The following is a 15,849-nucleotide window of genomic DNA, read 5'->3' on the forward strand; positions in this document are numbered from 1 at the left end:
GAAATTCAGCATGATAGATACACGCTCGGCAGTTAACGGCGAGACGACAGTTCGCCGGTTGGCATTCTGGTCGATTTTTATCGGCATCGCCGTGCTCGGTCTGAAATATGCCGCCTATCATGTTACGGGATCGGTAGCGCTTTATTCTGACGCATTGGAATCGATTGTAAATGTGGTTGCCGCTTTGGCAGCATTCTGGGCAATTCTGCTTAGCCATAAGCCTGCTGACCAGAATCACCCCTATGGTCATCACAAAGCGGAATATTTTTCAGCCGTTATCGAAGGGGTGCTGATTATTCTGGCTGCCTTGCTCATCTTGCGTGAAGTTTGGGTGGCTTGGGAAACACCCAGAAGTTTGGATGAACCTTGGCTAGGTCTTGCCATCAATGGCGGGGCCTCACTGATCAATGCGGTTTGGGCTTCGCTGCTACTTAGAAGCGGGCGCAAGCATCGCTCCCCGGCGCTGATTGCTGACGGCAAGCATATTATGACGGATGTGGTGACATCGCTTGGTGTGTTCATTGGTCTCGTTGGTGCGGTTGCGACCGGATGGACAATCCTCGATCCGCTGTTGGCGGTTATCGTTGCCGTGAACATTCTCTGGCAGGGCTGGCGCGTGATCAGCAATTCCGTCCAAGGATTGATGGATGGCGGGGTGTCTACGGATGAAACCATGCGCATCCGCGATATCATATCGGCAAATGCTGGAGGTGCCTTGGAGGTTCATGATTTGAAGGCCCGCGTGGCCGGGCGTATGACCTTCATTGAGTTCCATCTTGTTGTGGACGCAAACATGTCTGTTCGAGATGCGCACATTATTTGCGACCGTATAGAAAACGCTTTGATGCACCACATTCCTGAAGCCAGCGTCGTGATCCATGTCGAGCCAGAAGATGAGGCAAAACTGCCCATCGGCACGGCTGCCGTTCCTTTTGCCTGATCCGTTGAAAGGATTGAAATTCTCATGAATGCACCCCGGGTTCACGTTAAATCGACCGAGCTTCTTTCAGATAATTGGGGAACTCTCACCAAATATACGTATAATTTTTTACGTCGTGACGGGCTTGTCGAAACACAAACTCGCGAAGTTTATAATCGTGGCAATGGGGCGGTGGTTTTGCCCTATGATCCGGTACGAGGAACAATTTTGCTGACAAGGCAATTTCGGCTGCCAGCTTTCGTGGTCCATCAGGAGCCGATGCTGATTGAAGCCTGTGCTGGCCTGCTTGATGACAATGATGCTGAAACCACTGCCCGCAAGGAAACGGAAGAGGAACTGGGCTACCGGCTTCGCGATATTGAGCGTGTCTTTGATCTGTTTATGAGTCCGGGCAGCGTGACCGAGCGTCTGGCATTCTTTATCGCAATCTACGATCCTACGGATAAAGTTTCCGCCGGTGGCGGACATGAACACGAGGGCGAGGACATTGAGGTCCTAGAGGTGACGCTTGATGAAGCCATGACGATGATTGCCGAACAGCGTATCGTCGATGCCAAGACAATCATCCTGCTCCAGCATCTCAAATTGAAGCAATTATCGCGCTGACCGGCTTTTTTCGGTGCAGTCGTGCAACATTGCGTCACGTAATATTTCAATCCGTCATGATTTTGTTACAATTATATTGACATAGAAGACGCGCTGGTTGAAACCTCCTCCAGCAATGCGAATTCTCCGAACAGGATTAAGCGTAAAAGCGCGAAGTTGGGGACAAGTTCATTTGGTAAAGCATCAGTTCCGAGGCTGGAACTGATAGCCAACACGCATGGCAGTGCCAGCGGACGACCGCGGCTGTTTACAAATTTAGTTAACCTTTAAACACTAGGATTAGCTTATGGGTAAACCTTATTTCTATGCACTTGTTGCTGGTCTATCGATGATCGTTCTGGCACAGCCTTCCTATGCACGTAGCACTGCTGATTGCGACAAGCTGCAATCGGGCAAGCCCGAAATTTTATCTGCAAATATTGATAACCAGCCTGATGCGGGCAAGAATGTTGTCGCGGATGCCTGCCCAACAAAGGGCAAGGTTGTCTCCCAGGCTCCGGAAAAATTGAAGCCCATCAACATCCTAGCAACTGGTGGTACAGGTATTTTGAAAAAGGCAGTGAAAGGCGAACTTCAATTTCAGAACGAAGGTTCGCTTCATGAGGATATGTCCTTTAAATATCGTATCTACCGCCCGGAAACGCCGAGCGGCGATACTATGGTGCTTTTGCACGGCTCGGGTCAGGATGAAACCAGCCTGGTATCATTCGCCTCCAAAATTGCACCGGACGCTTTGTTGCTCGCCGTTCGCGGCCGTGTCGTCCAAGATGGGTCAAATCGCTGGTATCGCCGATTGTCGCCAGTGAGCTTCGACCAGACGGATATTCGGTCAGAAGCCGAAGCCTTTGCTGGTTTCTTCACCCAAGCTGCATCAAAATATAAGATCGACATCAACCGCACCACGTTTCTTGGTTATTCAAACGGTGCAAATCTCGTCAATTCGGTCATGATGCTCTATCCGGACCTCGTGAAGCAGGCAGTGCTATTGCGTTCAATGCCGGTCTTGACTGGCTCTATAGATGCCAATCTGGGCAAGGCCCGGGTGCTGACGGTATCTGGCGCATCCGATCAGCTTTATGCCCCTTATGCTCCTGCACTGGAAGATATGTTGCGCTCGCACGGTGCTCGTGTGGAGGCGCGCTCGATCAAGTCTGACCATGGCCTTGGCAAGGATGACGTGAAGGTTGTCAGCGAGTGGCTTTCTGGCGCAACGGCTTCGCTAAAAAAATAACGGCTTTCTTAAGAGCTCTTGCATCCGAGCCGACACTCGTTTAGGTGTTTGCTCATGAAAATGCGCCCGACACAGATGTCCAATGCTCAGTCTGCCTTTGCAGGGCTGGCCAATCGCGCCTTTCTTCTACCGCTTCTACTCGACCTTATTGGCGATCGCCGGGCTCGTTGAAGGAGCGTCCGGCGGTCGAAACCGCCACGTGGCTCTCGCTCCTTATCCATTTACAACTTTAGCTCCAAGCCTAAAATAGTGCCATGATTGCGCCAGTTCAGCTGCGCACTTGGCCGGAAACGAGAAGCAGATGACTGACATTATAACATCCCGACCTGTCGCAGGAATGCCTGACGCAGCCAAGAAATATGAACCATATGCCTTCGTCGATCTCAAAGATCGTCAATGGCCATCCAAACGCATCGAAAAGGCACCGATCTGGTGTTCTGTGGATCTGCGAGACGGCAATCAGGCGCTTGTTGATCCAATGGGGCATGATCGCAAGGTGCGCATGTTTGCGCTGTTGCTTGATATGGGTTTCAAGGAAATCGAGATCGGATTTCCGTCAGCATCGCAGACAGATTTCGATTTTGCACGCTGGTGTGTGGAAGAAGGCAATCCCGGAGCGGATGTCTCGTTACAGGTGCTCGTCCAGTGCCGTCCGGAATTGATTACGCGTACATTTGAATCGCTGCAAGGTGCGCATAAACCCATCATCCATTTTTATAATTCCACCAGTGAATTGCAGCGCCGCGTGGTTTTCAACAAAGATGTAAATGGCATCAAGGCTATCGCAACCGATGCCGCAAAGATGATTACTGACATGGCTGCCAAAGCGGGTGGTGGCTTCCGGTTCGAGTATTCGCCGGAAAGTTTCACTGGCACTGAACTCGAAGTGGCCTTGGAAATCTGCAATGCTGTAACCGAGATCGTCAAACCGACGCCGGACAACAAGTTGATTATCAATCTGCCGTCTACGGTCGAGATGTCGACGCCCAATATCTACGCTGATCGTATTGAGTGGATGTGCCGTCAGCTGGATAACCGTGAAAATTTGATTGTTTCATTGCATCCGCACAATGATCGCGGAACTGGCATCGCGGCAACGGAGCTCGGCCTGATGGCCGGAGCAGACCGTGTTGAGGGTACTTTGTTCGGCAATGGCGAACGTACTGGCAATGTTGATATCGTCACATTGGCACTGAACATGTTTACGCAAGGCGTGGATCCAGAAATTGACTGTTCCGACATTAATCGCATGAAGGAAGTCTATGAATATTCCAACCAATTGGTGATTCCGGAACGGCATCCCTATGTTGGAGAGTTGGTCTACACGGCCTTTTCGGGCTCTCATCAGGATGCGATCAACAAGGGCATGAAGGCCATTAAACAAGCCAATAAAAGCTTGTGGGAAGTGCCGTATTTGCCGATTGACCCGCAAGACGTCGGGCGCAGCTACGAAGCGATTATTCGCATCAATTCGCAATCGGGCAAGGGTGGCATCGCCTATATCTTGCAGGCGGATTACGGGTTGAACCTGCCACGCGGCATGCAGGTGGAGTTCCGTGAAGATATTCAAAACATCACGGACGGCGAAGGCAAGGAAATGCCTTCCAAGCGTATTTATGATCGCTTTCAGGAACTCTATGTCGATCAGCCCAACGCCAGACTCAAGTTTGTCGATCACCACACCTATCCGGACACGGAAAGAAAGGGTGTTCGCATTCTTTCAGCTGAGATAACCGACAATGGTGAAACCAAGCGTATCGAGGGCAGGGGAACCGGACCTGTTGATGGCTTCATCGATGCTCTTTCGCATTATCTCGGTTTCAAAATGTCGGTGGTGAACTATTCTGAACATTCGCTGCAGCATGGCTCAGATGCGGCGGCTATCAGCTACATGGAAATCGAGCATCCAGCAGGAAAAATCTTTGGGGCCGGTATCAATAAGAACATTGTGACGGCTTCGCTGGAAGGTATTGTTTCTGCAGCAAATCGCATTATTGCAAAATAGCGGAACAGAGCCTTTTCGGCTTAATTTTATCAGCTAATGAATTCGGGCCAATCCTTTGCTTAAGTCAAAGGGTTGGCCTTGTTTTGACAAGTTTCAGGTGCATTGGCGTGGCATGATTGCTAATAATTGAGCCCGGATTTTGTTCACACGCCGATCGATTTTCAGCTTGAAGGAATTGATGAAAGAGAATTCGAATCCACGCGACAGGTTGAGCCTTTCAGAAGCAGTGCGTGGCGCGCAGCTTGCGTCTGCGGATAGGAACGATGTTCTAACCGATACGAAAGAAGCTGATCTTGCCCGGATTGAAGTTCTTGCCCAGGATTTGCAGGAGGTTTTCGACGAAGTGCCAGTTGATGATCCGCAGTGGCAATTTGCTGTTTCAAAAGGCCAGCAGCCGCGCTTATGGATCGACGTCACGTCGCATGTCACCATGGCCCGGGATCGACGTACATATCGCTTTGTTCGCGATACGAGGAATGGCCGAATTCTCGTTGCAGAGTCCACCGAGGTAAGACCTGTCGCCGATGCGGTAACGCGTTATATTGCCGAGCGAATTGTCGAGAGACGGCAAATGATGGAAGGCAGCCGGGTCGGGTTGATCGAGCCGAAACCTGTAAAAGAAACACGGCAGATCGAACAATCCATGCAGCCTGCGGTAACCATTCCTGCTATCAAACAACCATCTCGTCTGAGTTCATTTATTACAGCGGCATACTGGTTCCTTATTGGAGCAGCCATTGGATCAGGAGCATTCGTGGTGTTTTTTTGGGACCGCGTTTCGAACTACTTCTAGTTCAACCCAGTCAACCCCATTTGAAACTAGCTTCCTGCTAACAAGTCATCGTCACGTATAGTTTGGATCGTCATCTGGGCATCGATAATGCTTCGTTGCTTCATGTGGCATGACCAGCCTACATTGGTTTTTTCGATCGTAAACAGATTATATGCAGCTGGTGGCTTATGGCTGCCGGCGAAGCTCTGGCTTGCCGAAGGGACACATATGACGGGAACGGTCCAGTTTGGCCCGTTAATTTCGTAACGAGTGGCAAGATGGGTATGGCCATGTAAAACAAGTTCAGCGCCGTGCTGACGGACAATGCGCTGGAAAAGTCCGATTCCAAGCAATCTCTTATGGGAAGGGGCTGCGCCGCGAATAGGCGGATGATGGATCATGATGACACGAAACAGACCACGCTGACCCGTCTCTGTAAGAATTTCGGCCAGTTTCGTTGCCTGTTTTGATCTCAGATCGCCCGTTGCCATGAAGGGGGCGGTAGCGCGTGCCGAAGATACGCCGATAAGCGCGACGTCGCCGCGCACGCGTAGGTAAGGAAATTCGACAGGCAGGTTTTCGGCGGCTTGCTTGTCGCCTCGCATCCATGCTTCCCAGTAGCGGCGCGTCTTTTTCAACGCACCTGGAACATATGCGTCATGATTACCGGGAACTACAGAAACGTCCTCCGGCCGACCCAGTGTTTTGAGCCAACGCTGTGCTGTTTCGAGTTCTTCATCCAAGGCAAGATTGACCAGGTCACCAGTGACGGCGATATGGTCCGGGTGCTGTGTCAGGAGGTCATCTGTCAGCGCCTCCAAGGTGCCACCTGTCATCATGCCTTTGCGATTTGAGCGCCAGTTGATATAGCCGGTGATACGTTTTGAAATCAGCTCACGCAGGGTAAGCGCGGGCAGGGGTGACAGATGGATATCGGAGATATGTGCAAGACGGAACATCATTCCAGCTTTATGAGACTATTAGACAGGAATCCAGTGATAGAACCGTCGCACGGACTGACAGTCTCATTGAAAACCGGATGGCATGGCACAAAAACACTTTAGATGGCGGTTCCGCCTCTTTCACACCTATTTTTTATTTCGCCGCCCCATGACGCTGGGCGCGCGCGGAGTCGTTTTCGATGAGGCAACCAACTCAGTTTTCCTTATCCGCCATACCTATGTTGCGGGCTGGCAATTTCCAGGTGGCGGCGTTGAAACGGGCCATACTGTTGAACAAACCCTCGCCAAGGAGCTTATGGAGGAAGGCAATATTGAGCTGACGGGGCGCCCCGAGCTTTTTGCCATCTATCATAATGCTCATGCCTCAAAGCGCGATCATGTCGCACTTTATGTTTGCCGGTCATTTCGGCAGGCGACGCCCTTCCTCGCCAATCGTGAAATTGCCGAGGCAGGGTTTTTTAAGCTTGATGATTTGCCGCAAGACACTACGCCCTCAACACGGCAAAGGCTCGCAGAAATATTTGACGGCTTGGAGCCGCCCCTGCTCTGGTAGTTCAGGCCATCTGATTGCGATTATGTGGTGCCGCATAGTCAATTTCAGGCCCAAGCGGGACGATACCCGTCGGATTTATTGTACTATGGCTCCTGTAATAATGCCCTTTTATGTGCTCCATATTGACCGTCTGTGCGACGCCGGGAACCTGATAGAGTTCACGTGTGAAATTTGAGAGATTGGGATAATCGGCAATCCGTTGTCGATTGCATTTGAAGTGGCCGACATAAACCGGATCAAAGCGTAGAAGCGTTGTAAATAACCGCCAGTCAGCTTCGGTCAGGCGATTGCCAGCGAGATAGCGCTGCTTTGAGAGTTTGACCTCTATTTTGTCCAGTGCACCAAACAACTGAGCGAATGCTTCTTCATATGCTTCTTGTGTTGTGGCAAATCCGGCTCGATAGACGCCATTATTGATGTTGGGGTAAACAATCGCATTGATGGCATCGATCTCGCCGCGTAATTCTTCCGGATAGAAATCAGAATCCGGATCACCATACTCATTGAAAGCAGAATTGAGCATGCGGATAATTTCAGAGGACTCGTTCGAGACGATTGTGTTCTGTTTTTTGTCCCACAGCACGGGCACAGTAACGCGTCCGGAGTAATTGATATCTGCGCGCGTATAGACTTCGTGAAGACGCCTGTAGCCGAAAAGGTGGTCGGCCGTGGCTCCGTCTTTTTCGGAGAATGTCCAGCCTTCGCTGCCCATGTAGTAATCCACAACAGAAACAGAAATGACGTCCTGCAATTTCTTCAAGGCGCGAAAGATCAGAGTGCGATGGGCCCAAGGGCACGCATATGAAACATAGAGATGATAACGGCCACGCTCGGCTTGGAATCCTGCTTCGCCGGTTGGGCCCGCACTGCCATCAGGCGTTACCCAGTTGCGAAACTGGGACTCCGAGCGGATGAAGCGACCTCCGCTTTCCTTGGTGTCATACCATTGATCATGCCAAACGCCGTCAATTAACAAACCCATCTCGTTCATCCTTCAAGGTTGCCCGTAACGACACGGGATATTCGCATTACGATGCTTACCTAGGCATTTTTTACCGTGCAACCAGAACGATGAATGTAAACAGTGTGTCGCTAATGCATGGAACTGATATTCGCATTCCTCCGGCGATCGCTAGGGACGGGAATGTCACAATCGGCCAATAGCCGGAAACCATGACACTTTTCCGGTTTACGCCGCCCCGGTTTAATGTTAGCGAGGAAAAATGGAGACAATTGTGACAGGTACTTTGTTCATCCGACGATGAAACCCTGACCGGCGCTAATAGCGGCGGACGTCCTGTCTTGCCTTCTGAACATGAAGGTTCTGTCCCACTCCCATATGAAGATGCCCAGAATGCTGTCCCATGTCGTAACCTACGCACCGGAAGAACCGGAGCATGACACTGCCATTGAAGACATCAACAAAGAAGCCTTCGGTCCGGGACGCTTTACTCGTGCCGCTTATCGTATTCGCGAGGGTGGGCCGCATGATCGCAGCCTTTCTTTTGTCGCCACAAGTGGCGGGCACGTCGTGGGTTCGGTACGGCTCACTCCCATTCTGATTGGGCAAACCAAGGCTATGTTGCTTGGCCCGCTTGCAGTGCGTCCTGCCTGGAAAAAGCAAGGCATCGGTGCGGCCTTGATGCGCACAAGCATGGAGGCTGCACGGCGTGCCAATCACAAGTTGGTAATTCTGGTCGGAGACGAGCCCTATTATGCGCCCTTTGGTTTCAGGCGGATCGAAGGCCATCAAATTGTTATGCCCGCGCCGGTTGAGCCGTCACGCTTTTTAGCATGTGAACTTGTTCCGCACGCATTGAAAGACGTGCAGGGAAGGGTCAGGCATGCTTCGGTGGCCTGACGCTACTTTCCCTCGCGATACCACATTCCGCCGAGCAGAAATATCATTGCAGCAAGTCCAAGAAATCCGGAAAACAGCGGTAGCCGGTCTACGCTTTTAAGAACTGTTTCATTGGTTGGGCGAAGTCCGATCCAGTTATCACCGCTGGCACTGGCTGCGCCGCGAGAGGCGACAATGTTCGGAATTTCAACTGACGCTTGATCCGCGCTCTCACGCAGACGGCGAGCGCCACCACCAGTTTCGCGGGTCAGCGGATCAAGTTTGGCTGTTGTGGACACGTTGTCTGCAAATTCAGGGGCGTCGACGGGACCAACATGCGCAAGTGTTGTCAGATCACCATTGGCCACCTGGTAAAGCCCAATTTCCTCCATGGGCACAGATGCGGTGAAAACGCCCGGTTCTGTTTCGGCCAAAGGCACAGACTGGGTCTTGCCCGAGGGAGTGATAATGCTGGCGGGATCGGCTGTTTTTGCCATTGTCTGGCGGCGAATCTCCAAATTGCGCCCAGAGCCCTTTGCCGTCAGCGCTTCCTCTTCCAACTCGGGTTCTTTCATCAGCCAATGGGCGATACGCCGGTAAAGCGCCGCGTGAGGCCCGCCACCTTCAAAGCCACGCGCCCAAAGCCAGCCTTGATCGGAAAGGAACATGCCGACACGCCCTTCGCCCAATCGGTTCAACACGAGGAGTGGCCGGTCGCCAGCATTCATCACCACTTCGCCCTCGGGCTTATTCACGTCGATAACGCGGAACCAGCGACTCCAGTTTGGTGGCTCTTGCGTGCTGCCTTCAAGCCCCCTTGTTACGGGGTGACGTTTTCCTTGTTCACTGAGACGAGGATAGAATGCTCTTTCCTCAATATTGCCGGTTGGAACAGCTGGAAGAACTGAAAGCAGCGGTGTATTGGCGATAGACATGTTGCCGGCATATTCTGGCCCGGCTGCAATCAGGAGCGCGCCGCCGCGCTGAACATAATCATTGATATAATCGTAATAGAGCAGCGGCAGCACATCGCGATGCTGATAGCGGTCGAAAATAATCAAATCAAAATCAGTGATACGTTCAACAAACAGCTCACGCGTCGGGAAAGCTATCAGGGATAGTTCGTTGATCGGCGTCGAGTCCTGCTTTTCCGGGGGACGCAGGATGGTAAAATGCACCAGATCCACCGATGCATCTGACTTGAGCAAATTACGCCACGTGCGCTCGCCATTGTGCGGTTCGCCCGAAACGAGCAAAACGCGAAGGTTCTCGCGAATACCATCAATCATTGCTACAGCGCGATTATTGACCTCGGTCAGCTCCCCCGGAACGGTATCGACGATGATTTCGACGATATTGACGCCAGCACGGGGAAGCGTGACTTCCAACAGCATATCTTCGCCAATAATCGCGTCCTGGCTGCTTACTTCTGTTCCATTGACGCGCACACGCACACCTGCGCGACCGCCCAGAGGCTCACCGGCGCCAGTTACCCTATAGGTAATCTGTTGAGGCTTTCCGGTAAGTCCAAAACGCGGAGCGCGTACAAATTGAATGCGCCTATCGATCTCATTGGGCGTACCGGTAATCAAACCATGCACGGGAGCATTAAAACCGAGACCGCTTTTGTTGGCTGGAATATCATGGATTTGCCCATCGGTAATCATTATCGCGCCACCGATGCGGGCAGGCGGTACATCGCGGAATGCGCCGTTCAAGGCTCCAAAAAGACGCGTCGACGTGGCATCATCATTCTCAGCAGAGCGTCCGGATTCGACCGTGCGGACCTCAAATTGCGGTAATCTCGCCAATGCTGCCTGCACTTGAGCAAGCGCAGCGTCGGTGTCGGCGGATCTAACGCCGATATCCTGACTTTGGCTTCGGTCCGCAATGACCGCCACCACGCTTTTAAGCGGCTCGCGTTCCTCGTTGACTACGATCGGATTAAAAAGGGCTGCTATCAGAGCGGCTACCGCCAAACTCCGGATCAGACTTCCGCGCTGGCGAAAGAATATGCCCGCCAAAGCCAGCGCTACAAGTGGCACGATGAGAAGGATGAGTAGAGTATTGGAGACGAGTGGCTGGAAATCGACTGAAATATACATTGCCTAATTCCCCAGTCGCAGGAGGAGGTCTGGCACATGTACCTGGTCGGATTTATAGTTCCCGGTCAGCATATACATGACAATGTTAATGCCGGTCCGAAAAGCATGCACACGTTGCACAGGATCGTTTGGAATCGTTGGCAATAAAGGCGCGCCATTAGCATCAATTGCCCAAGCTCCGGCAAAATCATTACCGGTGATGATAATAGGCGATACGCCGTCACCAGCGCGGACAGGCCGGTCGGAACGCCGATCCTCATTAAGCGATGCCTGAACCCAAAGAGGGCTACCGCGGTAACGTCCGGGGAAATCCTGCAAAATGTAGAATGTTTTGGTCAAAACATGATCACCGGGCACGGGTTCCAGTGGCGGTATATTCAGGCCTGAGAGAATGTCCCGCAGCCTCTGGGTGGACGGCGTCGTTGAGTTATCGAGATTGAATGCAGCCGCGTCCTGATCGCGCGTGTCAAACAGGACAGTACCGCCTTGCTGCATGTAAGCATTGATTTTAGCGATTGCCTCAGAGGAAGGCATATTAGCGTCGGCATCGACAGGCCAGTAAATCAATGGATAGACAGCAAGCTCGTCTCGGGCAGGATCAACACCGATGGGATCGCCAGGTTCCAATGCCGTACTGTCAGCCAGAGCCTTGGAAAGACCAAGCAAGCCCGCCTTGCTGATGTCGTCGGTCGGCCCATCCCCGGTAATGACGTAGGCCAGGTGCGTTACATTGATAGCATCAAGGATGGCTTGGTCACCTGGCTTACTGTCATTTTGTTGAGCCTGCGCAGGCGAAGGTGCAAAGGCAATAAGAGCGGGCAGCAAGAGGATTGCCAGTGATGCGGCAGCGGTTGTCCGAAGTCGGCGGCGCAAATGTCCCCCGAGCCAGATTATGGCCAGAGCATCAAGCGCCAACAGAGCTGCGGCAAGAGCAAAAAGTGGTCCGCGCAAGGGTATGGATTCATCGACAGCATAGCGTGCGGTCGTGACGGGAAAGTTAAGTTCCGGACGAGCGAGCGGATTGATCTCGCTGTCAGGTTTGAAAAGGTTGAGCGCGGTCATTGCGTCTTCCACACCGTAGAAGCCCGGCGGATTTTCAAATGTCACCGACAGATTTGAACCCGATGTAATGAGCGGCTTGGTGTCCTGATTTGGAGGCATCAACGCACCATCGCCATTGAGCGTCAAATAAGGTGGCAAAGCTCGAGCGCTGTTCGCGCCACTATCCTGTGCGATGGTACCGGCGTTTGACGAAAGAGAGACAATCCTGTGCAACATATCTACAAAGCTGCCGCTAATGGGAAGATTGGACCAAGTTGCTTCGGGAGTAACGTGAAAAAGAACAAGCTGCCCACGTCCTCGTGTTTCCCCGGTAACGAGTGGCGTTCCATCGGCAAGATTGGCCCAGCTTTTTTCAAAGAGGTCGGAAGATGGATCGGCGAGCACCTGCCGCGACACGGTTACGTCTTGTGGTGTAGGCAAACCGGCGAAAGGACCATTTGACGGAAAAGATGCGACAGGCTGAGCCTCTTTCCACGATAATGCGCCGCCCAAGGAGCGTTCGCCCTTGCGCAGCCTGACTGGGAGCAGCGGGTCTTCTTCGCTTCCACCAGCAAGGCGCGGACCGGCAAAGCGGATCAGCGTGCCGCCCTTGTTCACCCAGTCTGACAAGGTCTGTTCAGTTTCAGCCGGGAGCTTGCCAATATCAGCCATTATAATCACAGAAGGCTTCTGTTCCAGCAATTCCGGCACAGCGCGGATCAGCTCGGAATTTCGCGGCCGAAGCAGATCGGCAAATGGCTCAAGCGCGCGAGAGATATAATAAAGCGGTGATAACAAGGGCTGCGACAGGTCTGCTTCAGATCCAGAAAGTAACGCAACCCGGCGACGCTTATTGTTATCGTCGATCAGATAAGTAGCCCCAGCCTGTGCAGTGCCATCGATCCTCAAGCTATGAAAATCATTTCGTAGCTCATAAGGCGCAGCTATTACGCCTTCGGCAGCAGTTTCACCTGCGTTGAATGCGATTCCGGTGTCGGCAATGCGCCGGCCTTTTTCGTCAAATGCTCCAACGGTAACCACATTGCGGCTAGTATCAATGCTTGAACGGACAATACGGACGGTGAGGCCATTTGCATTATTCGTCGCTTGCCTTATCGCAACAAGGGAAGCTATCGATGGTTGATACCAGATCATGGAAGCAATGCCGGAGCCTTCAAGTGACTTGATTGCTTCTGCCGCTCGCGGTTCATCCACACCATCATTAAGATATGCCAGCCGTGTCCCTTTGGTATCTGCCAAAACTGCCTTAAGCCGGGCAAAAGCTTGTGAGCGATCAACGGGGATAGGCCGCACAGTCAAGGCACGAAGCCGCTCCAAGGCAGTATTGGCATCAAAGGGGCCGATATCGGTATTCGCTTTTTCAGCCGTCCCAACGATATAGATCAGTGCGCCATCGCTTTGTGTATCGGAAATCAGTCTTTCAGCAGTCTCCTTGCGGGCAGTCCATTCCTCATTTGAAGACCAGCCATTATCAAGCACAATGGCAACAGGTTCCTTTCCTGACATGGTCTCAAGCCGTGGGTTCCATACGGGTTCGGAGAGTGCCAGAATAATGAATGCGGCAAGCAAAAGACGCAAAAGCGTCATCCACCAAGGGCTTTTGTTGGGCGTTTCTTCTTTTTGCTTTAGCTGTGCGAGTATCTTTAGCGGTGGAAATATTTCTAGGACCGGACGCGGCGGCGTCACCCGTAACAGCCACCAGATAACAGGAAGAACCAAGAGGCCAGCCAGAAGGTACGGCGCGCCAAAAGCCAAGGGAAGCGCATTCATGATGCCCCCCCTTGATAGCCCACATTGGCAGTCATATTCATATGGACTGATACGAGTGCTTCGGATGCCAGCCTGTCTGTGCGATTGGTAGTATAGCTCCAGCCAATGCGCTTGCAAAAATCGCTTAATGCTGCGCGTCGGGCAAAAAACAGGCGGCGGTATCCGTCGGCATAATCCTCCGCTCTGCCAAATGTCAGTGAGGACCCCGTTTCTGGATCGACGAATTCGGTTCTGCGCCGATAAGGAAAATCCTCTTCGGCAGGATCATAAACTTCGATCAAATGAGCACGTGCACCTGAATGAGCCAGCTTTTCCAGAGTAGCGATTGTTTCATCGACAGGATCAAGAAAATCGCTGACGAGCACGACTTCCGAAAAGCGTTTGATACGACTGAGATCTGGCTTGGCGCTGAGATTACCCGCATGCGCAAGGGAGGTAGCCAAACGTTCAGCGCCGTTTCGTGCGGAAGTCGGGTCGGTCACACCCGGAAAGCCGATCCGCTCGCCGCTGCGTGACAACAGCTCCGCCAGAGCCAATATCATGACAAGCGCACGCGATTCTTTTGATGCTTGAGCCTGCTCGGATTTGAACAGCATCGAAGGTGAGGGGTCTGCCCATAACCAAACCGTATGGGCTGCTTCCCATTCCTGATCACGAATGTAAGTGCGGTCATCACGAGCTGAGCGGCGCCAGTCGATGCGCGATATGGCTTCTCCTTCCGTATAGGGCCGGAATTGCCAGAAGCTTTCACCAACCCCGCTCTTGCGACGGCCATGCCATCCAGTATTGACGGTATTGAGAATCCGGCGGGCTTCAACCAGCAGATCAGGCAGAAGCGCGGCGCGCTGACGGGCGCGCGCAAGCGCATCGCCCGTGCCAGTCTTTTGGACCTGCGCGCCAATTGCTGCCATCAGAGCGTGGCCTTTGTCAGGTTTACAATGACGTCCCGGACATTCATACCATCGGCGCGGGCGGCAAAGGTCAGCGCCATGCGATGCTGTAGTACTGGCTCAGCTAGCGCCTTTACATCATCAACCGATGGCGCAAGACGACCATCGTAAAGTGCCCGTGCTCTTGCACAGAGCATCAAGGCCTGGCTCGCACGAGGGCCGGGTCCCCACGAGATGAATTTCTTTGCTATCTCATTATCCGCACCCGGGCGTGCAGCCCGAACGAGAGTGAGGATTGCATTGACCACGCCTTCGGGAACCGGCATCCGCCGAATAAGGTTTTGCATGGCGCGGAGGCGCTCGGCATCAATGATTTTGGCCGCAACAGCTTCCGTTGTGCCGGTTGTCGCGAGAAGGATTTGCCTCTCAGCCTCAAGTTCCGGATAAAGAATATCGATTTGCATGAGGAACCGATCGAGCTGAGCTTCCGGAAGCGGATAGGTGCCTTCCTGCTCCAATGGGTTCTGCGTTGCCAGCACATGAAAGGGCTGCGGCAAGTCATAGCGTTCGCCTGCAATCGTTACATGATATTCCTGCATTGCTTGCAGCAGCGCAGATTGCGTACGGGGCGATGCGCGATTGATTTCGTCTGCCATGAGCAATTGCGCAAAAACTGGACCTTTAACATAGCGGAAAGTCCGTTTGCCGTGCTCGTCCTGTTCCATGATTTCTGAACCAAGAATATCAGAAGGCATGAGGTCTGGTGTGAATTGAATGCGGCGCTCGTCAAGTCCAAGCACAGTGCCCAATGTCTCGACCAATTTTGTTTTTGCGAGGCCCGGCACCCCGACAAGAAGAGCATGTCCACCGGCCAAAAGCGCAACAAGTGTTCGTTCGATGACGCTTTCCTGCCCGAATATGACTTTGCCAATACCCGCTTTTACGCTGGCGATATCTGCGAGCGCCTTTTCAGCCTCTGCGACCATCTCTTTCGGGTCGACCGATACCTCAGGTTTAATCACACTCATGGGGTCACCTCTTAACTGGTATCTGCTCAGACTCTTTCTTAAATGAATCTAAATCACTATGACATGCTGACAAGCGGTCCAACGT

Annotated in this window: 13 protein-coding genes; 7 read left to right on the forward strand and 6 right to left on the reverse strand. The window is 52.5% G+C overall.

Annotation, left to right across the window (positions count from 1 at the left end; translation table 11 throughout):
* Window positions 1-10: 10 nt before the first annotated feature.
* From ACTJI9_RS01160 to ACTJI9_RS01180, 5 genes are all read left to right on the forward strand, one after another.
* A complete protein-coding gene (locus ACTJI9_RS01160; RefSeq protein WP_307279624.1) occupies window positions 11-940 on the forward strand; it encodes a cation diffusion facilitator family transporter in 930 nt (309 codons plus the stop codon).
* Between the two features lie 24 nt (window positions 941-964).
* Window positions 965-1,546, forward strand: coding sequence for an NUDIX domain-containing protein (locus ACTJI9_RS01165; RefSeq protein ID WP_115052385.1), 582 nt, complete (start codon window positions 965-967; stop codon window positions 1,544-1,546).
* A 286-nt stretch (window positions 1,547-1,832) separates the two neighbouring features.
* Window positions 1,833-2,777, forward strand: a complete 945-nt coding sequence (locus tag ACTJI9_RS01170; RefSeq protein ID WP_307279618.1) for an alpha/beta hydrolase — start codon at window positions 1,833-1,835, stop codon at window positions 2,775-2,777.
* A 301-nt stretch (window positions 2,778-3,078) separates the two neighbouring features.
* Entirely contained in the window at window positions 3,079-4,782 is a 1,704-nt protein-coding gene (gene leuA / locus ACTJI9_RS01175) for a 2-isopropylmalate synthase (protein ID WP_307279616.1), read from the forward strand.
* Between the two features lie 178 nt (window positions 4,783-4,960).
* Window positions 4,961-5,575, forward strand: a complete 615-nt coding sequence (locus ACTJI9_RS01180) for a hypothetical protein (RefSeq protein WP_337354456.1) — start codon at window positions 4,961-4,963, stop codon at window positions 5,573-5,575.
* Window positions 5,576-5,601: 26 nt separating this feature from the next.
* Here ACTJI9_RS01180 and ACTJI9_RS01185 read toward each other — a convergent pair whose 3' ends face one another.
* On the reverse strand, window positions 5,602-6,513 hold the full coding sequence (locus ACTJI9_RS01185) for a metallophosphoesterase family protein (RefSeq protein WP_440806190.1): 912 nt from the start codon (window positions 6,511-6,513) through the stop codon (window positions 5,602-5,604).
* 85 nt (window positions 6,514-6,598) lie between these two features.
* Here ACTJI9_RS01185 and ACTJI9_RS01190 point away from each other — a divergent pair, with 85 nt between their 5' ends.
* Window positions 6,599-7,069: an NUDIX domain-containing protein gene (locus ACTJI9_RS01190; RefSeq protein WP_440805506.1), complete on the forward strand. Its 471-nt coding sequence runs from the start codon at window positions 6,599-6,601 to the stop codon at window positions 7,067-7,069.
* Window position 7,070: 1 nt separating this feature from the next.
* Here the strand turns inward: ACTJI9_RS01190 and ACTJI9_RS01195 are convergent, their stop codons facing one another.
* Window positions 7,071-8,051 carry a glutathione S-transferase family protein gene (locus ACTJI9_RS01195; protein ID WP_440805508.1) on the reverse strand — a complete coding sequence of 327 codons (981 nt, stop codon included), beginning with the start codon at window positions 8,049-8,051 and terminating at the stop codon, window positions 7,071-7,073.
* 372 nt (window positions 8,052-8,423) lie between these two features.
* On the opposite strand from ACTJI9_RS01195, the gene ACTJI9_RS01200 reads away from it, so the two are divergent.
* Entirely contained in the window at window positions 8,424-8,930 is a 507-nt protein-coding gene (locus ACTJI9_RS01200; protein WP_440805510.1) for a GNAT family N-acetyltransferase, read from the forward strand.
* 2 nt (window positions 8,931-8,932) lie between these two features.
* Here ACTJI9_RS01200 and ACTJI9_RS01205 read toward each other — a convergent pair whose 3' ends face one another.
* The 4 genes from ACTJI9_RS01205 to ACTJI9_RS01220 are packed head-to-tail and all read right to left on the reverse strand — an operon-like array spanning window position 8,933 to window position 15,764.
* The gene (locus ACTJI9_RS01205; protein WP_440806192.1) at window positions 8,933-11,008 is read right to left on the reverse strand and encodes a hypothetical protein; all 2,076 of its coding nucleotides are present in this window, start codon (window positions 11,006-11,008) and stop codon (window positions 8,933-8,935) included.
* Window positions 11,009-11,017: 9 nt separating this feature from the next.
* Window positions 11,018-13,846: a DUF4159 domain-containing protein gene (locus ACTJI9_RS01210; protein ID WP_115052393.1), complete on the reverse strand. Its 2,829-nt coding sequence runs from the start codon at window positions 13,844-13,846 to the stop codon at window positions 11,018-11,020.
* The gene (locus ACTJI9_RS01215; protein ID WP_115052394.1) at window positions 13,843-14,757 is read right to left on the reverse strand and encodes a DUF58 domain-containing protein; all 915 of its coding nucleotides are present in this window, start codon (window positions 14,755-14,757) and stop codon (window positions 13,843-13,845) included. Before ACTJI9_RS01215 ends, ACTJI9_RS01210 begins: the two co-directional genes overlap by 4 nt.
* Window positions 14,757-15,764 (reverse strand): AAA family ATPase, encoded by a 1,008-nt coding sequence (locus ACTJI9_RS01220; RefSeq protein ID WP_440805514.1) that lies wholly within the window; start codon window positions 15,762-15,764, stop codon window positions 14,757-14,759. The genes ACTJI9_RS01215 and ACTJI9_RS01220 overlap by 1 nt, the downstream gene beginning before the upstream one ends.
* Between the last annotated feature and the right edge of the window lie 85 nt (window positions 15,765-15,849).

The sequence above is a fragment of the Phyllobacterium sp. 22552 genome (genome assembly GCF_052044585.1).
In the GTDB taxonomy this organism is placed as follows: Bacteria; Pseudomonadota; Alphaproteobacteria; order Rhizobiales; family Rhizobiaceae; genus Phyllobacterium; species Phyllobacterium ifriqiyense.